Here is an 18,720-nt window from a genome sequence, read left to right on the forward strand (position 1 = left end):
ATGCGCCATGGCGGTCGCGACATACCGACACATTAACCAATCCACAGTTGCCGGAACCATGAGGAACCGGCACTCTTTTCGCAATGCAGCAATCTTATGCTGCGTCGCAGCATCGTCTGTATGACGCGACGTGAGGCATGATACGCTGTCCGAGAAACCACCAAGGAGGAAATCCTGAATGTCCGATATCGTCATCGCATCCGCCGCCCGTACGCCGGTCGGCTCCTTCAACGGCGCGTTCGGGTCCGTTCCCGCACATGATCTCGGCACGGTCGCCATCAAGGGCGCGCTGGAGCGTGCCGGGGTGGACGCCGCCGAAGTCTCGGAAGTCATCATGGGTCAGATCCTGACTGCCGGTCAGGGCCAGAACCCCGCCCGCCAGGCCTCGATCAATGCGGGTGTGCCGCAGGAAAGCCCGGCCTGGGGCGTGAACATGCTGTGCGGCTCCGGCCTGCGCACGGTCGCGCTCGGCTGGCAGGCGATCCGCAACGGCGACAGCAAGATCGTCGTCGCCGGTGGCCAGGAAAGCATGTCCATGGCCCCGCACGCGCAGCATCTGCGTGCCGGTGCCCGCATGGGCGACATGAAGTTCATCGACACGATGATCCGCGACGGACTCTGGGATGCCTTCAACGGCTATCACATGGGCAACACGGCGGAGAACATCGCCCAGCAGTGGCAGATCACGCGGGAGCAGCAGGACGAGTTCGCTCTCGCCTCCCAGAACAAGGCCGAGGCGGCGCAGAAGGCCGGCCGGTTCAGCGACGAGATCGTGCCCGTCACCATCAAGGGCCGCAAGGGCGACACGGTGGTTTCGGAGGACGAGTACATCCGCCATGGCGCGACGATGGACATGATGACGAAGCTGCGTCCCGCCTTCACCAAGGATGGTTCCGTGACCGCCGGCAATGCTTCCGGCATCAACGATGGTGCCGGTGCGGTCGTGCTGATGACCGCCGACGAGGCGGCGAAGCGCGGCATCACCCCGATGGCCCGCATCGTTTCCTGGGCCCAGGCCGGTGTCGACCCTGCGATCATGGGCATCGGCCCGGTCCCGGCGACCCGCAGCGCGCTGGAGAAGGCCGGCTGGACCGTCGATGATCTGGACCTCATCGAGGCCAATGAGGCCTTTGCCGCGCAGGCCTGTGCCGTCGGCAAGGAACTGGGCATCGACCCGGAGAAGCTGAACGTCAATGGCGGCGCGATCGCCATCGGCCATCCGATCGGTGCCTCCGGTACCCGCGTCCTCAATACCCTGCTGTTCGAGATGCAGAAGCGTGATGCCAAGAAGGGTCTGGCCACCCTGTGCATCGGCGGCGGCATGGGTATCGCCATGTGCGTCGAGCGCGACTGATCCGAACGCCTGACGAACCGTTCCGACCCGCGACGCGGCCCCGGCGCCGCGGGTCAGGGACGACCGTCGCACCAACCTCCCCCAAGAAGAAGAAACCATGGAGTCCAATCAGATGGCACGAGTTGCACTCGTCACCGGTGGTACGCGCGGTATCGGCGCGGCCATTTCCACCACCCTGCGTGATGCCGGGATCAGCGTTGCCGCGAACTACGCCGGCAATGACGCGGCCGCCAAGGCCTTCACGGCCGAGACCGGCATCCCCGCCTACAAGTTCGACGTCTCCGATTTCGATGCGGTGCATGCTGCCGTGGCGAAGATCACCGCGGAAGTCGGCGACATCGACATCGTGGTCAACAATGCCGGCATCACCCGCGACGGCACCCTGGCGCGCATGAGCAAGGAAGACTGGCAGGCGGTGCTCGACACCAATCTGGGCGGTTGCTTCAACCTGGCCAAGGCGACCTTCGACGGCATGAAGTCCCGCAGCTTCGGCCGCATCGTCAACATCGGCTCCATCAACGGTCAGGCCGGCCAGTACGGTCAGGTGAACTATGCGGCTGCCAAGTCCGGCATTCACGGCTTCACCAAGGCGCTGGCGCAGGAAGGCGCGCGATTCAACATCACCGTCAATGCCATCGCACCGGGCTACATCGACACCGACATGGTTGCTGCGGTTCCCGCCAACGTGCTGGAGAAGATCGTGGCCAAGATTCCGATCGGTCGCCTGGGTCACGCCGACGAGATCGCACGCGGCGTCCTGTTCCTGGTTTCCGACGACGCGACCTTCGTCACCGGTTCCACAATGTCCATCAACGGTGGCCAGCACATGTACTGACGGCCCGACCGGCGTTCAGACACTGTTTCATGCAGGGGGCGGTATCCGGGATGCGGATGCCGCCCTTTCTGTTCGCGGCGCCGGGATCAGGGCGCGGTATGGCGCGCCGAGATGCCCAGGGCTTCAATGATGCTGGCGGGCGGCTGGCGTTGCAGGCCCATGAGCTGGATGATCGGCAGCGGGGTCTGAAGGTCGGTCGAAACCTCAAGCATGCCGCCCTGCGTGATGAAGGCCGCAAGCTGCTGCCCGATGGCGCGGCTGGCATCCGTGCCCATGCTTGCGCCCATCTGCTCCGCCATTGCGCTGAACTGGGTACCGATCATCTCCGCGGTCGCACCGGGGCGTTCGGCGGCCTGTGACTCCAGGAACAACATGCGCAGTCCCTGATCGACGACCGTGAGCTGCGCGCGGGCAAGCCGGGATGACAGGGCGATCATGTTGCGCTGTGGCCCCGGTGTCTGGCGCAGCTTCTCGAAATCGAGCGCCGTCAGGTCGATCTCCACCCGTGACTCGGCCAGATCGGCACCGGAAATCCCGACGGCCAGCGCGCCGGTGTTGTCGGCCAGCCCGGCCCTCAGCGCAATGGCGCCGCCAAGCACCAGGTCCTCCACTCCGTTCGCCTTCAGCATCTGCAGCAGCATGGCCGCCTGGGGCTGTCTGCCGGCGGCGCTGTCCAGCGGTGCCGAGATACCCTCCAGGCGGAAGGCCAGCTCCACCGATGCATCCTCCCCGATCCGCATGCTGTCGATGGCGAAGAGATCCATCCGCACCGGCTTCCCGTCCGGACCAACGGCGTTCAATCCCTCCATGCTGAACGTGCCGAGATCGACCATGGGTACCAGTTCCGCCAGGCTCTTGCCCTCCGCCCAGGCCCGGGCCTTCGCCAGACTGTCCGCCGCCAGGGGCCTGCCGAAGACCGTACGCAGCCACTCCGGCAGCGCCGACAGGTCGCCGATTTCCCCGCGATAGCGTTCGATGCCGCCGCTGACATTGCCCGCGACCTTCTGGGTGATGCCGGAGACCTCGAAGCTGCCGCTCTTCAGGCCAAACATGTCGCTGATCTCCAGCCGCTCCAGTGTCATGGACGAGGCGTCGCCGAAACTGACCTGCATGCCGGTCAGCTCGGCACTGCCGATCCCTGTCCCCAGGTCACGCGCCCGCTCCAAGATGACCAGATAGTCCTCAAGAAAGCCCACAAGAATGCCGAGATCCGGCTTCCCGTCCTCATCCTGCGCCTCCAGAACCTGCATCAGCGACTGCCAGAGGGACAGCAACTGCGGGTCGTAGCGCAGGTCAGACAACTCATAGCGTTCCACAGAGATCCGGACCGGACCCTGCAGCCCCGCCATGCGGGCGACTTCGGGGTCCTGTGCCGCGATCACGCTGGCGGGAAGCTGGAGCATCTCGGACAGGCCGGTCACACTGACCCTGCCCACCTTGCCGGGTTCCCCCTTCCGCCAGTCGGTGAGCGAGAGTTCCTCGAAGCCAAGTTCGACGACGCCGCCGGAGTCGGCGACCGCCGTGGCTGCGAGCCCGGCCAGCATGATGCTGTCCGCGCCCTCATCGCCCCAGCCGGTGACCACCACCGAAGGCAGTGCCACCCGGATCTCCGCGCCCTGCCCGGTATTCTCCACCGCACCCAGATAGGCAGGTGTCGGGGTCATGATCATGTCCCGCAGGCTCAGTGCATCGAAGCCGAGGGAGGTCACGGCGCCGTCCTCCGGACTGAAGGCGACGGCGTTCAGCCCGTCCAGCGTTCCGGCGCCGACCGTACCCAGCGGCTCGCCGTTCGCCTGCCCCTTCAGCGCGACGCCGCCCCAGGTCACCTGGCGCACCAGCGGTGACGCACCGGCGGAGGCGGACCCGGCCTGGAAGGCGGCCTCCAGGGCCGGCCAGTCATATCCATCGACCAGGATGTCCCGCACCGTCACCAGCGCCGTGAACGGTCGACCGTCGGGCCGGGTCAGATCGACCGGCAGCCGCAGTTCCTGCAGCCGCACCTGATCGTTCCAGTAGTCGAGCGACAGCCCCGCATATCCGGCCCCGGTGGCATCCGGCAGGCCCGCGACATGCGCATCCAGCGCGGCGGCGACCTGTCGCTCGACCAGCAGGGGCAGGCCGAAACGACCACCAAGCAGCCCCAGTACCGCAATGAGGAAAAGGCCAATCGCGACTTTCGTGCGGTTCATCGGGCAGCTCCAGCAAGGGGACGAAACGATCACGGCAGCATCACGGCGGCCCATGGCCCGGACCGTGGCACGCGACCCCGCTATCGACGGTCATTGGAGAGGAGCGGACTTCGGATCGCAACGAAAAAAGGGCGCCTGCCATCGCTGGCAGACGCCCTGATCTTCGGTCGTTCCCGACGCCCGGACCCCTGCGGGTCAGCGCCGGAAGCGGGTCAGCCGCTTACTGGCCGCTGACCACCAGAACCGCACGACGGTTCTTGGCGTTCTTCACGCCGTCACCCGTCTTCACGGCAGGCTGGCTCTCGCCGACGCCGGATGCGGTGATGGCAGAGGCTGCAACACCGTTGCTCACCAGGAACTCGACGACCTGACGTGCACGCTGGTTGGACAGCGCCAGATTGTACTGGTCAGAACCGCTGGTATCCGTGTGTGCGGTGACGGAAACAGCTCCGGCCTTGCGCTTGCCAAGGTTGCCGATGACGCTCTGCAGCCGACCCTTGGACAGGTTGGTCAGATTGGCCTGATCAAACCGGAAGTAGATCACCTGTGTCAGGTCAGACATCTTGGCGACCGGCTTCGGTGCCGCGGCAGGTGCCGGGGCCGGCTTCATCTTGGCCATTGCGGCCTCGAAACCATCGCGGCAACGGAAGATGTGCAGCAGCTGCCAGCCTTCTTCCTGTTCCTGGATCCAGCAATCCCACTGGGTCTGGGCCATGGCCAGATCGGCAGGCTGCGACTCGGCATAGCCTTCCGCATACTTCTGCATCAGGCGGACACGGGCCTCGCTCAACTCCGAAACCTTGCCGGCGTCCAGCGCGCGGGAAGCCACGGTGTCGGGCAGCACTTCAAAGCCTGCCGCCGCATCGGCGGACTTGGCGGAGTAATAGGCCGCATCCGCAGAGTCGCCCTCTTCCGCCTCATTGGCGGACAATACCGCGTACATCGGTGCCAACTGCGAATTCAGCGCCGGATACTTCGTGGCGACCTTGCCTGCATTCGGATCCGACGGTGCGTCGGACGCACATGCGGCCAGAATCAGGGCAGCCAGACCGACTCCCCCCAACTTCAGCAATGCATTCATGCCTTGCTCCCTTTCGTTTCTGTCCCTCAGCAGCTGCGGCCCTGCACATTGCAGGATCCGGTGACTGCATCCTTTCAGACCGCAATTCCCATGCCGGGCACTACAGTCGTGATGAAATGTTCAATAGCACATTACATACCAGTACACGGCCTGCATACAACAGCGTTTCCGCGCATGCTGGTACTTCAGGCGACACGAAAACGAGAAAGGGGCGCCCGGATTGATCCGGACGCCCCTCTTCAGGTCACATTCTGTGATTGACCGGCCTGTTACTGGCTGGAAACCACGATCTCGACGCGACGGTTCAGCGGCTCGCGCACACCGTCGGCGGTCTCGACGTCGGTGACGAGCTCGCCCAGGGCAGCCTCATCGATCCGACCGGCGGTGACGCCACTCGCGGCCAGCGCATCCCGGACCGCATCGGCGCGACGCTTGGACAGGGCACGGTTGTACTCGACCGAACCGGCACGGTCCGTGTGACCGGCAACGTCGATCCGGGCATTGGAACGGCGGCGGAACTCGGCCACGGCCTGCTGCAGGACCGGCTGGGCCTCCTGCGTCAGTGCGGCACTGTCAAAGCCGAAGTAGACGGTGAAGCTGATGTTCTCGATCGCCTTCGCCTCGGCCTTCACTTCCGGCTTCGGCGCGCTCACCTGCATCGGACGGTTGATGGTGGCCATCGCCGTCTCGAAACCCTGGCGGCAGCGCTGGATATGCAGCAGCTGATAACCCTCCTGGGCCTCCTGCAGGTAGCAGTCATAGCTCGTCTGTGCGTCGGCCAGGACCAGCGGATGCTTCTCCGGGGCCTCGCCACCCAGCGCGGCCATCAGCTGGCCATGCGCGGATCCGGCAAAGGCACGCTGATCCGCATCCTCGATCGGACGGCTGTTCGGGGCGTCGGGCAGGACCACCAGACCCTGCGCAGCCTGGGCGGCCTTGTTGGCGAAATGCGCCTCGTCGGCCGCGTCAAGCTCCAGCTTCTCCTCGGCAGCCATGGAGGCATAGCGGGACGCCAGGGCGCTGGTGAAGTTCGTGTGCTCGGACATGGCGGGCTTGGCGGAATGGGTTGCCGCAAATGCGCCGGACATGCCGAGCGACAGGGCCATGGCGGTCGCAACAGCGCCGCCTGCGAATTTCGATGTCACGTTGATCATGTTGTCTCGCCTTTTCTCTGAAAGGTGGGTCCCGTTGGAACGCGTTGGCAGCAAACCCGAGCCGCCGATGCGTTGCCGGACTGCTCTGTCCGGCTTGATTGCCATCTGGGACCATCACCATGTCACGTCAGTGACGGCCCTGTGGCCAACGTGTGTCAGACGTTGCTGCGGGGTTACACTTGCCGTGCAATAGGCGCAGCCGCACTCGACCCTCAGTTTCAGTCATATGGGCTGCGGCAGCCCGAATTGCAGCAGTCCCGTGACAGTATGGCTCGCGATCGGGGACGGCCGTCCGGCCCCGTGCAGTCGGCAATGGTGTCAGATTGTGGCAACGGTCAGACGCGCATCCTGGTGCCGGCGGGATCGAACAGGGGTTCCGGACACAGGCTGGCAGATCGGCGTTCGCCGATGATCTCCACCTCGAACGGTGCGTCCGCCATGTCGGCGAAGCCCGCCGGGACATAGCCCTGCGCTACCGACGCACCGCTGTGGTGCGCGTAGCCGCCCGAGGTCACCCAGCCCTGCACCTGACCGTCGATCCAGATCGGCTCGTCCCCGATCACATCGGCGTCGCCTGCCGCGACCTTCAGCGTCACCAGACGCAGCTTCGGCCCCTCATCGCGTTCACGCAGCATCGCGTCGCGACCGATGAAGTCGTTCTTCGATGGTGCCACGAAGCGATCCAGCCCGGCCGCATAGGGGCCATAGATCGGGCGAAACTCCCGCGCCCAGGTGCCGAAGCTCTTCTCCAGCCGCAGCCCGTTCAGCGCCCGCCCGCCGAACAGGGTCAGGCCATGCGCCTCACCCGCCTGCCGCAGCATGCGATAGAGCGTCAGCAGATATTCATGCGCCACCCAGATCTCGAATCCCAGATCACCTGTGAAGGTGATGCGGCCGACCCGGGCCGGTACCAGACCCAGGTCCATCTCCCGGAAATCCATGAAGCGGAAGGCTTCCGGCGACACATCCTCCTCCGTCACCTTTTCCAGCACCGCACGGGCCTGTGGTCCTGCCAGCGAAAGGCCGGTCAGGCCAAGGCCGAGCGGGCGCACGGACACGCTGCCATCATCCGGCAACTGCGCTCCGAACCAGCGCATGTGGTAGTTCTCCGCGACGCCGGAGCCAAAGACATAGAAGCGGTCCTCGGCGGCCCGCGCGACGGTGAAGTCACCGATCAGCCCGCCCTGGCGGTTCAGCATCGGCGACAGGACGATGCGCCCCTGCCGGGGCAGCCGGTTGGCCAGGATGCGGCTGAGCCAGACATCCGCCCCCCGGCCCGTGACCTCGTACTTGGCGAAGTTCGAGATCTCGATCATGCCGACGCCGCTGCGCACCGCCCGGCATTCGGCGGCCACCACATCATGGGCGTTGGAACGCTTGAAGGTCACATCCTCCACCGGGTCCTCGCCCGGTTTCTGGAACCAGAGCGCATGTTCCAGGCCGAAGGAGGCACCGAAGACCGCGTTCTCCGCCTTCAGCGCGTCATGGATGGCGGTGGTGCGCGCCGGGCGGGCCGCCTGCAGCTCCTCGTTGGGGAAGGTGATGGAGAAGCGGCGGGAATAGTTCTCCCGCACCCGCGCATTGGTATAGGCCATGTTGGCGTAGTCGCCGAAACGGCTGACATCCATGGCCCAGATATCGAAACCCGGGTCGCCGTCGATGATCCAGTTGGCCAGCGCCAGCCCGACGCCGCCGCCCTGGCTGAAACCGGCCATCACCGCACAGGCGCACCAGTAGTTCGGCAGGCCCTTCACTGGCCCGACCAGCGGGTTGCCGTCCGGGGCGAAGGTGAAGGGGCCGTTGATGATCTGCTTGATGCCGGCCCGCCCGTAGGCCGGAAAATGCTCGAACCCCAGTTCCAGTGACGGCGCGATGCGGTCGATGTCGGGCTGCAGCAGTTCGTGGCCGAAGTCCCAGGGCGTGTTCTTCGGGCTCCAGGGTCGACAGGCCTTCTCGTAGGTGCCCATCAGCATGCCCTTGCCTTCCTGACGGGTGTAGATCTCGCCGCCGAAGTCGATGGCGTGGATCATCTCCTTGCCGCTGGACTCGTTGAAGGCCACGACCTCCGGCATTTCCTCCGTCAGCAGGTACATGTGCTCCATGGCCAGGACGGGCAGCTCCAGCCCGACCATGCGCCCCACTTCCCGCGCCCAGAGACCACCGGCATTGACCACATGTTCGGCGTTGATGGTGCCCTGCTCCGTCACCACGTCCCAGGTCATGTCCGGGCGCTGGTTCAGTTCGACGACCCGGTTGTGGCGATAGACCTCGGCCCCGTTCAGCCGCGCCGCGCGGGCATAGGCCTGGGTGACACCGGACGGGTCCACATGGCCGTCGACCGCGTCGTACATCGCGCCGACGAAGTACTTCTCCTCCAGCAGGGGAAACAGCTCCTTCGCCTCGCTGACCGAGATCAGTTCCGTGTCCATGCCGAGGTAGCGGCCGCGCGCATGGGCCATCTTCAGCCACTGCATGCGCTCTTCCGTGTCGGCCAGCATGACGCCGCCGGTGACATGCATGCCGCAGTCCTGTCCCGACTGTTCCTGGATCTCCTTGTAGAGACTGATCGTGTAGGCCTGCAGCTTGGAGACGTTGGGATCACCGTTCAGCGTGTGCATGCCGCCCGCCGCATGCCAGGTCGAGCCGGAGGTCAGTTCGGAGCGCTCGATCAGCACCACGTCGGTCCAGCCTGCACGGGTCAGGTGATACAGCACACTGCATCCGACCACACCGCCACCGATCACCGCGACCTTCACATTCGTCTTCATCGTCTGCCTTTCCGTGGACTGTTCCAACTCTCTCCCGCGGGCTCAGAAATCCGTCGGGGCGCCGCCCGCTTCGGTGCGGCGGTCAACATAGGCCTGCAGTTCCTCCGCCGCAGCCGGGTCCATCGGCGGGGCCTCGTAGGACTCCAGGATCTGCCGGTACAGGATCTCGGTCCGGTCATAGGCGGTGGGGCTGTCCGCTTCCTCCCAGCTCTCGTAGTTGCGCCAGTCGGAGACCATCGGCGGGTAGAAGGCGGTGCGATAGCGTTCCTGGGTGTGGGCGCAGCCGAAGAAGTGGCCTCCCGGCCCGACCTCCCGCATCGCGTCCAGTGCCAGGGAATCGCGGTTGACCTCCACCGGTGTCAGGAACTCCGCCACCATCTGCAGGATGTCGGCATCCATGACGAATTTCTCGAAGGAGGTATGCAGTCCCCCCTCCATCCAGCCGAGGCCATGCTTCAGCATGTTGACGCCGCCCATCACCGCGCCCCAGAGGGAGAAGACGGTCTCATAGGCTGCCTGCGCGTCCAGGGTATTGGCGGCGTTCACGTTGGAGGACCGATAGGGCAGGCCATAGCGCCGCGCCAGCTGGCCGCCGATCAGGGCGGTGCGCATCGCCTCCGGCGTGCCGAAGGCAGGCGCCCCGGACTTCATGTCCACGTTGGAGGTGAAGCCGCCATAGACGAAGGGCGCGCCGGGCCTGGTGGTCTGGCTGATGACCAGCCCGGCCAGCGCCTCCGCGTTCTGCTGCACCAGCGCCCCGGCAAGGGTCACCGGTGCCATGGCTCCGGCCAGCGTGAAGGGGGTCAGGCAGATCGCCTGCCCGCGCCGGGCAAGCTGCATCACCCCGTCCAGCATCGGCGTGTCGAAGCGCAGGGGGGAGGAGGTGTTGATGATGGAGATCACGGAGGGTTCGCGGTCCAGCGTCGCATCGTCGATGCCGCGCGCGATCCGCGCCATCTCGATGCCGTCCTGGATCCGCTCCGTCCCCAGGCTGTAGGCATGGATCGCCTTGTCCGACAGCGTCAGCATGTCCTGCAGCGCCACCAGATGCCGGACGGAGGCGTGAACGTCGGTCGGCTCCACGGTATAGCCGCCCCACATGTGGACGGCGTTCAGCATCTGGCCGAGCTTCAGGAACCGCCGGTAGTCCTCCAGATTGCCGGGCCGCCGCCCGCCTGCCCGGTCGGCGCAGTTGGGTGCGCTGGCCGCGGCGCAATAGACGATATGGTCGCCGCCGAAGGTCAGGTCGTGGGCCGGATTGCGGGCATGCAGGGTGAACTGTGACGGCGCCAGACCGATGACGCTCTCGACCAGTTGCCGGTCGAAGCGGACGCGGTCACTGCCCGGATCGACATCCGCGCCAGCGTCCTTCAGCAATGCCTTCGCCTCCGGATGCAGGAAATCCATCCCGATTTCCTGCAGCACGTCCAGAGAGGCCTGATGGATCTGTTCGACCTGATCGTCGGAGACCGCGCGCATCGGCGCATAGATCATGCGCGGCTGGCGAAAGGGCTGCTGCTCCAGCACGGGGGTCTCGTCGCCGCCGCCGCGCCTGCCGCGCCGCCTGCGGCCACCCCCCCGTCCCGTATCTCCGGTCCCTGTCATGGCTGGACTCCCCCGGCGAGCCGTCACTTCGCCTGAATGGCATCCGGCCCGGAGAGAGACTGTCACAGGAGTGGTTGAAGCAAAGAGGACCAATTCCGGCGGTTCATGTTCCAAAAACGGCAGCACGGCGCGACCGTCCAGAGAAAGACATCGATGCGGCCAGAGAAAGGCATTCACGCGGGAGGGGGCAGAAATAGAAAGGGCGACCCGGGGAGGAGTGGGTCGCCCTTTCCGTACATCGAGCCGGGCGCTATTTGGGGAGGAGACGCAACCCGGTGGCTCGAATCTTCAATTCCATATACATCAAAGCGGCGTTGCTGGGGAGCAACAACTGAACAAACAATGGGCAGATCCCACGAGCGCCTGTTCAGGCTTCATTGATGCAGTGCAACAGTTTTTGCTGCACTGCAACGTATATCCGCCCCATGACCCCGAATGTCAAGGGTGGCTTTCCGGTTCGCAGAGGATTATTGCCTGCACCGGCAGCAGGAGGGCAGAAACATGACGGCGGTCACGATCCAGGATATCGAGGCAGCGCAGGCGCGCATGCAGGGCTCCGTGCGGCGCACGCCCATGCTGCGCGTGGCCCCGGCGGTCGGGCTTTCGCTGCCCTGTGACCTGGTGCTGAAGCTGGAGAACCTGCAACTCGCCGGCTCCTTCAAGGCACGGGGCGCGGCCAATACGGCGCTTTCGCTGACGCGGGAACAGTTGCAGCACGGTGTCATCACGGCCTCCGGCGGCAACCACGGGCTCGGCGTTGCTGCGGCTGCGAAGGCGGCGGGGGTGCCTGCCAGCATCCATGTTCCGGTCACCGCAGCACCCGACAAGGTAGCCAGGATGCGTCGTTTTGGCGCAGAAGTCGTGGTGGAAGGCGAAGCCTGGGACGATGCGAATCAGTTGGCACTGGCCCGGGTCGAGGCGGAAGGCCGCGTTTATGTACATCCCTTCGCACAGCCAAGCGTCATCGCGGGCCAGGGCACCGTCGGTCTGGAGATCCTGGAGGACATGCCGGATGTGGAGACCGTGGTGCTGGCGATCGGCGGCGGCGGCCTGATTTCCGGCGTCGCGACAGCGCTGAAGGCCCGGCGCCCCGATATCCGCATCATCGGTGTGGAGCCGGAGGGGGCACCGACGCTCCGCCGCTCGGTCGATGCAGGTGAACTGGTGACGCTGGAACGCATCTCGACCAGGGCGCCGACCCTGGCGCCACGCCGGTCGGCCGAGATCAATCTGGAGATCATCCAGCGCACCGTCGATGACATCGTGCTGGTCAGTGACCCGGAAATGTATGCCGCCGCCGCCTGGCTCTGGGACGAGCTCGGGATCGGTACGGAACTCGCCGCCGCCGCGGGGATGGCCGCCCTGTTCAATGGCCGCTTCCCCGTGCGGGCAGACGAGAAGGTCTGTGTCGTGATCTGCGGCGCGGGCGTCGACGGCTTCGGCACCAGGGACTGAGCAGCGCCCGGGGCCCGGCGGTGAACCTTCCGGGTCACCTTCTCCTCGCGCACATGTCAGCACGCGGGCATGGCGCGCCGTTCCGGTTCGGCCTATCTCTGTGCCATGGATCAGTTTCTTCTGGATAACGAGGCGACGCTGAGGCTTGGCGTCTTCGGCGGCATGCTGCTGGCGATGATCGCGGCCGAGCGGCTGGCGCCCCGTCGCCGGCTGACCCAGGGGCTGGTCGGGCGCTGGTTCAGGAACCTGTCCGTCGTCGTGCTGAACACCCTGGTGCTGCGGCTGAGCTTCTTCTTCCTGCCGACGCTGGCGGTCGGGTTCGCCTTCCTGATGGCGGAGCGGGGGATCGGCCTGTTCAACCTGGTGGATCTGCCGCCGGTGCTGGAGATCGTGGCGGCGGTGCTGCTGCTCGACCTCGCCATCTGGGCGCAGCATGTGGCCTTCCACAAGGTGCCGCTGTTCTGGCGGCTGCATCGGGTGCACCATGCCGACATGGATATCGACGTGACCACCGGCCTCCGGTTTCACCCGGTCGAGATCATCCTGTCGATGGTCTTCAAGTTCGCCGTCATTGCCCTGCTGGGTCCGGCGGCGGTGGCGGTGCTGCTCTTCGAGGTGGTGCTGAACGGGGCTGCCATGTTCAACCACGCCAACCTGCGTCTGCCCGGATGGCTGGACAGGCTGATGCGCCGGATCATCGTCACGCCGGATTTCCACCGGGTGCATCATTCGGTGATCCCGTCGGAGACCGACTCCAACTATGGCTTCAACCTGACGCTCTGGGACCGGCTGTTCGGCACCCTGACACCGCAGCCGCGCGCCGGGCATGACGGCATGGAAATCGGCCTCGCCGACTATCGTGAGGGCCGGCGGCAGGGGCTTGGCTGGATGCTTGCCCTGCCCTTCCGCCGGTCCTGAGCCGGACCGTGCCCGGTCTGAGTGTCATCATCCCCTGCCTCGATGCGGCGCAGACGCTTGGGCCGGTGCTCGACACGGTGCAGGGCGCGCCGGTCAGCGAGACCCTGGTGATCGATGGCGGCTCCACCGACGCCAGCCGGGCGGTTGCGGCGGACCATGGGGCGCGGGTCATCGCGACGGCACGCGGGCGCGGTCATCAGATGCGTGAGGGCGCGGCGGCGGCGGCTGGCCCCTGGCTGCTGTTCCTGCATGCGGACACCCGCCTGGACCCGGCCTGGCGACAGGCCGCCCGCGCCTTCATGGATGATCCGGCCAGTCAGGCCCGCGCGGCCGCGTTCCGGCTGCGCCTCGACAGCGACCGGCACGCGGCCCGGCGGGTGGAGCGGCTGGTGGCCTGGCGCTGCCGCGCGCTTGGCCTGCCCTGGGGGGATCAGGGCCTGCTGATACACGCGGATCTGCTGGCCACGATCGGCGGGTACCCGGAGATGCCGCTGATGGAGGATGTGACACTGGCGCGCCGGATCGGGCGCGGGCGGCTGACCATGCTCGATGCCGATGCCGTCACCTCCGCCGCCCGCTATGAGCGTGACGGCTGGTGGGCGCGCCCGCTGCGCAACGCGGCGCTGCTGACCCTGCATTTCCTGGGGGTTCCGCCCCGCATCCTGCTGCGGCTGTATGGATGAGGCCGCCGGTTGTGATCCTGTTCTGCCGGGTGCCGCGCCTCGGTACGGTGAAGACCCGCCTGGCGCGCGACATCGGCCCGGCGCAGGCGCTGCGGTTCTATCGCGCCACCCTGTGGGCGACACTCCGCACCGCGGGGCAACTGCCGCAGGCCGAAGTCGTCCTCTGCGTGACGCCGGACAGCGCGGTGCGCGCCCGGGACTGGCCTGCCGGGCGGCGGCGGGTACCACAGGGCAGCGGTGATCTGGGGCAACGCATGGCGCGGGCGCTGGACAGGTTCCGGGACCGCGACCGCCTTCTGATCGGCTGTGACATCCCTGATATCCGACCGCACCACCTGCGGCAGGCGCTGGCCGTCGTGCGGCGCAACCACGTCACGTTCGGCCCGGCAACGGACGGCGGCTTCTGGCTCGTCGGCTTGCGGCGCGGCATCCGGTCCCCCGCCCTGTTCCGTGATGTGCGCTGGTCGCACCCGGAAACCCTGGCCGACAGCCTGCGCGGCCTGCCCGGCGCATGGCGGATCGGCACGGCCAGCCGCTTGAATGACGTGGACGATCTGGGGGACTATCGGCGGCAGATGAATCGGCCCTGAGCAGAGAGGCCGTTCCGGGGGGAGAGCACATCATGCGATATGGCATCGGACAGTCCGCCACGCGGGTCGAGGACAAGCGGTTCCTGACCGGCAACGGACGCTATCTGGATGACATCACCCCGTCCGGCTGCCTGCACGGCATCATGGTGCGGTCCCCCGCCGCCCATGCGCGGGTGCGCGACATCGACACCACTGCCGCGCGCGACCTGCCCGGTGTCGTGGCCGTCTATACCGACCGGGACTGGCAGGCGGCGGGACTCGGACCCGTGCCGACACGCCCCGCCATCACCAACATGGACGGGTCCCCCATCTGCAACCCTGCCCGCTGGCCGCTGGCGCGGGGGCGGGTCCGCCATGTCGGTGACGGCATTGCCTTCGTTGTCGCCACCAGCCGAGCCGTGGCCCGGGACGCCGCTGAACTGGTCTCGTTTGATCTGGAGGAACTGCCGGCGGTCATCGATTCCGTTGCCGCCCTGTCGCCGGACGCCCCCGCCGCCCTGCACGAGGAAGCCCCCGACAACCGCAGCTTCACCTGGGAGAAGGGCGAACGCGCCCCGGCGGAGGACGCCCTGGCCACCGCCGCCCATGTGGCCGAGGTGCGCCTGCACAACAACCGCATCGTCATCAACCCGATGGAGACCCGGGGCATCCTGTGCATCTACGACGCAGAGCAGGATTTCTACACCGTCTCCGGCTCGATCCAGAACGTCTTCATGTACCGCACCATGCTGGCGGAGAAGGTCTTCGGCATCCCGGTCGAGCGCATGCGGGTCGTCGCCTATGACGTGGGTGGCGGCTTCGGCGGCAAGAATCAGGTGCAGCCGGAACATCTGCTGACCGTCTTCGCCGCCCGCGAACTGAAGCGCCCGGTGAAATGGGTCGCCGACCGGACAGAAGGCTTCCTGACCGACGGGCAGGGCCGCGACCAGCAGACCCGCGTGCGGCTGGCGCTGGATGCGGACCACCGCTTCACCGCGCTGCATGTGGAGACGACGGTCGATCTCGGTGCCTATGTCTCGACCAACGGCACCGGCGTGCCGACGGGGGCCACGACCTCCGTCATGGGCGGGCCCTATGACATTCCCCATGTCTACAACATCGTCCACGGCGCCTTCACCAACACGGTCCCCACCGATGCCTATCGCGGCGCGGGGCGGCCGGAGGCCTGCTTCCTGCTGGAGCGCGCGGTGGATGTGGCCGCCGCCGACCTTGGCATCGACGCGATGGAGCTGCGGCGGCGGAACTACATCCCGCCCACCGCCATGCCCTACCGCGCATCGCTGGGACACACCATCGACTCCGGTGACTTCCGCGCGCTGCTCGACCGGGCGCTGGAACAGGCCGACGTGGCGGGCTTCGCGGTCCGCGCGGCGCAGAGCGAGGCGCAGGGCAAGGTGCGCGGACTGGGCGTCGCCAGCTATCTGGAGGCGACGCTGGGTGTGCCGACCGAATATGCGCGGCTGGAATTCGACCGGGACGGCATCGTCACCGTCGCCGTCGGCACCCAGTCGAACGGCCAGAGCCACGAGACCACCTTCCCGCAGATCGTGGCGGAGAAGCTTGGTGTGCCCTTCGAGCAGGTGCGGTTCCGCCAGTCCGACACGGACGCCACGCCCATGGGCAACGGGCATGGCGGATCGCGGTCACTGCAACTGGCCGGCAGCGCCATCCTGAATGCGGCAACCAAGCTGGTGGAGAAGGCGAAGGCGCAGGCGGCGGAGATGCTGGAGACGGCGACCGACGATATCGACTTCGCCGACGGCACCTTCCGCGTTGTCGGCACCGACCGGTCGGTGAACTGGGCCGACCTGGCGGCGGCAGCCTTCGACAGCAGCCGCCCGGCGGCGGAACGCGGCCTGTCGGACGAGGATACCTACACCAAGGACGGCACCGCCTATCCCAACGGCTGCCACATCGCGGAGATCGAGATCGATCCGGCGACCGGGGTGCTGACCGTTGCGCGCTATACCGCGCTGGATGACTTCGGACAGATCATCAATCCGATGGTGGTGGCGGGTCAGGTCATGGGCGGGATCATGCAGGGGGTCGGGCAGGCGGTGCTGGAACACACGGTCTACGACCCGGAAAGCGGGCAGTTGCTCAGCGGTTCCTTCATGGACTACTGCATGCCGCGCGCGCTGGACCTGCCGGAAACCGATATCGCCTTCTTCGAGGATGCGCCGACCAAGACGTCACCCATCGGGGCCAAGGGCTGCGGCGAGGCCGGCACCATCGCCGGTCCCCCGGCCATCGCCAGCGCCATCTGCAACGCGCTGGGCCTGAAGCACATCGACATGCCCTACACGCCGGAGAAGATCTGGCGGCTGATGCAGCAATAGTCGGGTCGGTTCGGGAAATCCGACATCTCCTTCCCCCGCAACAGGGGAAGGGGAACGGGCAGATCCGATCCTGCGGTCAGGCCGCGTCGCTGGACGACTCGTCGGGGATGCGCAGGGGGCGGAGCAGGAAGGCGGGGACGTGATCGCCCAGGCCCACCGGCGTGTTGTCGTTGTCGTCGCGACGGTTGCGACCGCCGGACCGGTTCGGGGAGGGGCGGCTGCGGCCTGCCTGGCGACCGGCATCCGGTCCGTCACCATGGGGTACCCGACCCGGCTCACGGCCTGATTCACGACTCTCGGCCTTGGGCTCTTCCGTCGCTGCTTCCGACGCGGCCTCGACAGGTGCTTCCGCGGTCTTGCGGCGCGGGGCGCGGCGGGTCCGGGCGGGCTTGGCGGGCGCGGCTTCGGACGCTGTGGTGTCCTCTGCAGGTGCTCCGGCCTCGACGGGTTCCGTCACGGTTTCCTCGGGTGCAGTCGAATCGGCGACGGCCTCCACGGTCTCGTCCTTCGGTTTCGTCCGGCGCGGACGGCGGGCACGCTTCGGTGCCGGTGCCTCATCGCCATCGGCGGCTTCCGCAGCGGCAGGCGCCGGAGCAGCAGCACCCTTCTTGCCGAAACCGTCGATCACCATCGGCTTGATGTTGCCGCCGATCAGCTTCTGGATCGCGTCCAGCGCCTTGGATTCCTTCGCGGTGGCGAGCATGAAGGCGCGACCCTTCATCCCGGCGCGACCGGTACGACCGATGCGGTGAATGTAATCCTCCGCATGGAACGGCACATCGAAGTTGAAGACGTGGCTGAGGCCCTGGATGTCGATACCGCGGGCGGCAACGTCGGAGCAGACCATGATCTTCGCCTGATCGGTCTTGAACTTCTCCAGCGTCGCCATGCGATCGAGCTGGTCCATGTCGCCATGCAGCGCCACGGCGTCGTAGCCATGTTTCTGCATCGACTTGTGCAGCATCTTCACGTCCGACTTGCGGTTGCAGAAGATCAGCGCGTTGCGGATGTTTTCCTGATTGATCAGGGCACGCAGCGCATCACGCTTGTCGCGTTCGTCCAGCATCGTCAGGTGCTGTTCGACGGTCGCGGCGGGGGATGCGGGCGGAGCCACCTCCACCTCGCGCGGTTCCACCAGGAACTTGTCGGCCAGCTTGCGGATCGACGGCGGCATGGTGGCGGAGAAGAACAGGGTCTGGCGACGCGGCGGCAGGCAGGAGACGATGCGCTCCACATCCGGCATGAAGCCCATGTCCATCATCCGGTCCGCCTCGTCGATGACGAAGAACTGGATCTGGCTCAGCATCATGCGGCCACGGTCGAACAGGTCCAGCAGGCGGCCGGGCGTCGCGATGATGATATCGCAGGTGCCGTCCAGCTCCGCTTCCTGTTCCTTCATGCCCAGCCCGCCGATCAGCAGCGCGCGGGAAAGCTTCTGGTACTTGGTGTACATGTCGAAGCTGTCCGCCACCTGGGCGGCCAGTTCGCGTGTCGGTTCCAGGACGAGGGCGCGCGGCATCCGCGGCTTCGACCGGCCCTGGGCCATGACGTCGATCATCGGCAGCAGGAAGGCGGCGGTCTTGCCGGTGCCGGTCTGCGCCGTGCCAAGCAGATCCTTGCCCATCAGGACATGCGGGATGGACTTCTGCTGGATGGGGGTGGCGGTTTCGTATCCCGCCTCCGAAATTGCCTTGCAGACCTCGTCACTCAGACCGAGGTCCGGAAATGTCATTGCGCTAATGTGGGTGC

The 18,720-nt window shown here is 66.5% G+C and carries 13 protein-coding genes; 7 read left to right on the plus strand and 6 right to left on the minus strand.

Annotated elements, in window-relative coordinates; translation table 11 throughout:
- Positions 1-178: 178 nt before the first annotated feature.
- Both QGV54_RS18325 and phbB read left to right on the plus strand, forming a co-directional pair.
- Positions 179-1,354 carry an acetyl-CoA C-acetyltransferase gene (locus tag QGV54_RS18325; protein ID WP_281019203.1) on the plus strand — a complete coding sequence of 392 codons (1,176 nt, stop codon included), beginning with the start codon at positions 179-181 and terminating at the stop codon, positions 1,352-1,354.
- 112 nt (positions 1,355-1,466) lie between these two features.
- On the plus strand, positions 1,467-2,189 hold the full coding sequence (gene phbB / locus QGV54_RS18330; protein WP_281019202.1) for an acetoacetyl-CoA reductase: 723 nt from the start codon (positions 1,467-1,469) through the stop codon (positions 2,187-2,189).
- Between the two features lie 86 nt (positions 2,190-2,275).
- Here phbB and QGV54_RS18335 read toward each other — a convergent pair whose 3' ends face one another.
- The 5 genes from QGV54_RS18335 to QGV54_RS18355 all read right to left on the minus strand — a co-directional run bounded on the left by QGV54_RS18335 (position 2,276) and on the right by QGV54_RS18355 (position 10,986).
- Entirely contained in the window at positions 2,276-4,378 is a 2,103-nt protein-coding gene (locus tag QGV54_RS18335) for a hypothetical protein (RefSeq protein WP_281019201.1), read from the minus strand.
- A 220-nt stretch (positions 4,379-4,598) separates the two neighbouring features.
- Positions 4,599-5,459: an OmpA family protein gene (locus QGV54_RS18340; RefSeq protein ID WP_281019200.1), complete on the minus strand. Its 861-nt coding sequence runs from the start codon at positions 5,457-5,459 to the stop codon at positions 4,599-4,601.
- Between the two features lie 269 nt (positions 5,460-5,728).
- Positions 5,729-6,613, minus strand: a complete 885-nt coding sequence (locus QGV54_RS18345) for an OmpA family protein (protein WP_281019199.1) — start codon at positions 6,611-6,613, stop codon at positions 5,729-5,731.
- A 335-nt stretch (positions 6,614-6,948) separates the two neighbouring features.
- Positions 6,949-9,381 carry an FAD-dependent oxidoreductase gene (locus tag QGV54_RS18350; protein ID WP_281019198.1) on the minus strand — a complete coding sequence of 811 codons (2,433 nt, stop codon included), beginning with the start codon at positions 9,379-9,381 and terminating at the stop codon, positions 6,949-6,951.
- Positions 9,382-9,423: 42 nt separating this feature from the next.
- Positions 9,424-10,986: a trimethylamine methyltransferase family protein gene (locus tag QGV54_RS18355; protein ID WP_281019197.1), complete on the minus strand. Its 1,563-nt coding sequence runs from the start codon at positions 10,984-10,986 to the stop codon at positions 9,424-9,426.
- A 501-nt stretch (positions 10,987-11,487) separates the two neighbouring features.
- On the opposite strand from QGV54_RS18355, the gene QGV54_RS18360 reads away from it, so the two are divergent.
- The 5 genes from QGV54_RS18360 (at position 11,488) to QGV54_RS18380 (ending at position 16,971) form a co-directional block, all read left to right on the plus strand.
- Positions 11,488-12,441 carry a threonine/serine dehydratase gene (locus QGV54_RS18360; RefSeq protein WP_281019196.1) on the plus strand — a complete coding sequence of 318 codons (954 nt, stop codon included), beginning with the start codon at positions 11,488-11,490 and terminating at the stop codon, positions 12,439-12,441.
- A gap of 69 nt (positions 12,442-12,510) precedes the next feature.
- Positions 12,511-13,359, plus strand: coding sequence for a sterol desaturase family protein (locus tag QGV54_RS18365; protein WP_281019195.1), 849 nt, complete (start codon positions 12,511-12,513; stop codon positions 13,357-13,359).
- Between the two features lie 8 nt (positions 13,360-13,367).
- Complete coding sequence (locus tag QGV54_RS18370) at positions 13,368-14,042, plus strand: TIGR04283 family arsenosugar biosynthesis glycosyltransferase (RefSeq protein ID WP_281019194.1); 675 nt, start codon at positions 13,368-13,370, stop codon at positions 14,040-14,042.
- A complete protein-coding gene (locus tag QGV54_RS18375) occupies positions 14,039-14,632 on the plus strand; it encodes a TIGR04282 family arsenosugar biosynthesis glycosyltransferase (protein ID WP_281019193.1) in 594 nt (197 codons plus the stop codon). The genes QGV54_RS18370 and QGV54_RS18375 overlap by 4 nt, the downstream gene beginning before the upstream one ends.
- 32 nt (positions 14,633-14,664) lie before the next feature.
- Positions 14,665-16,971, plus strand: coding sequence for a xanthine dehydrogenase family protein molybdopterin-binding subunit (locus tag QGV54_RS18380; protein WP_281019192.1), 2,307 nt, complete (start codon positions 14,665-14,667; stop codon positions 16,969-16,971).
- Positions 16,972-17,047: 76 nt separating this feature from the next.
- Here the strand turns inward: QGV54_RS18380 and QGV54_RS18385 are convergent, their stop codons facing one another.
- Complete coding sequence (locus QGV54_RS18385) at positions 17,048-18,703, minus strand: DEAD/DEAH box helicase (protein ID WP_281019191.1); 1,656 nt, start codon at positions 18,701-18,703, stop codon at positions 17,048-17,050.
- Positions 18,704-18,720 lie beyond the last annotated feature (17 nt).

This window comes from Minwuia sp. IMCC3060, assembly GCF_029909435.1.
GTDB lineage: Bacteria > Pseudomonadota > Alphaproteobacteria > Minwuiales > Minwuiaceae > Minwuia.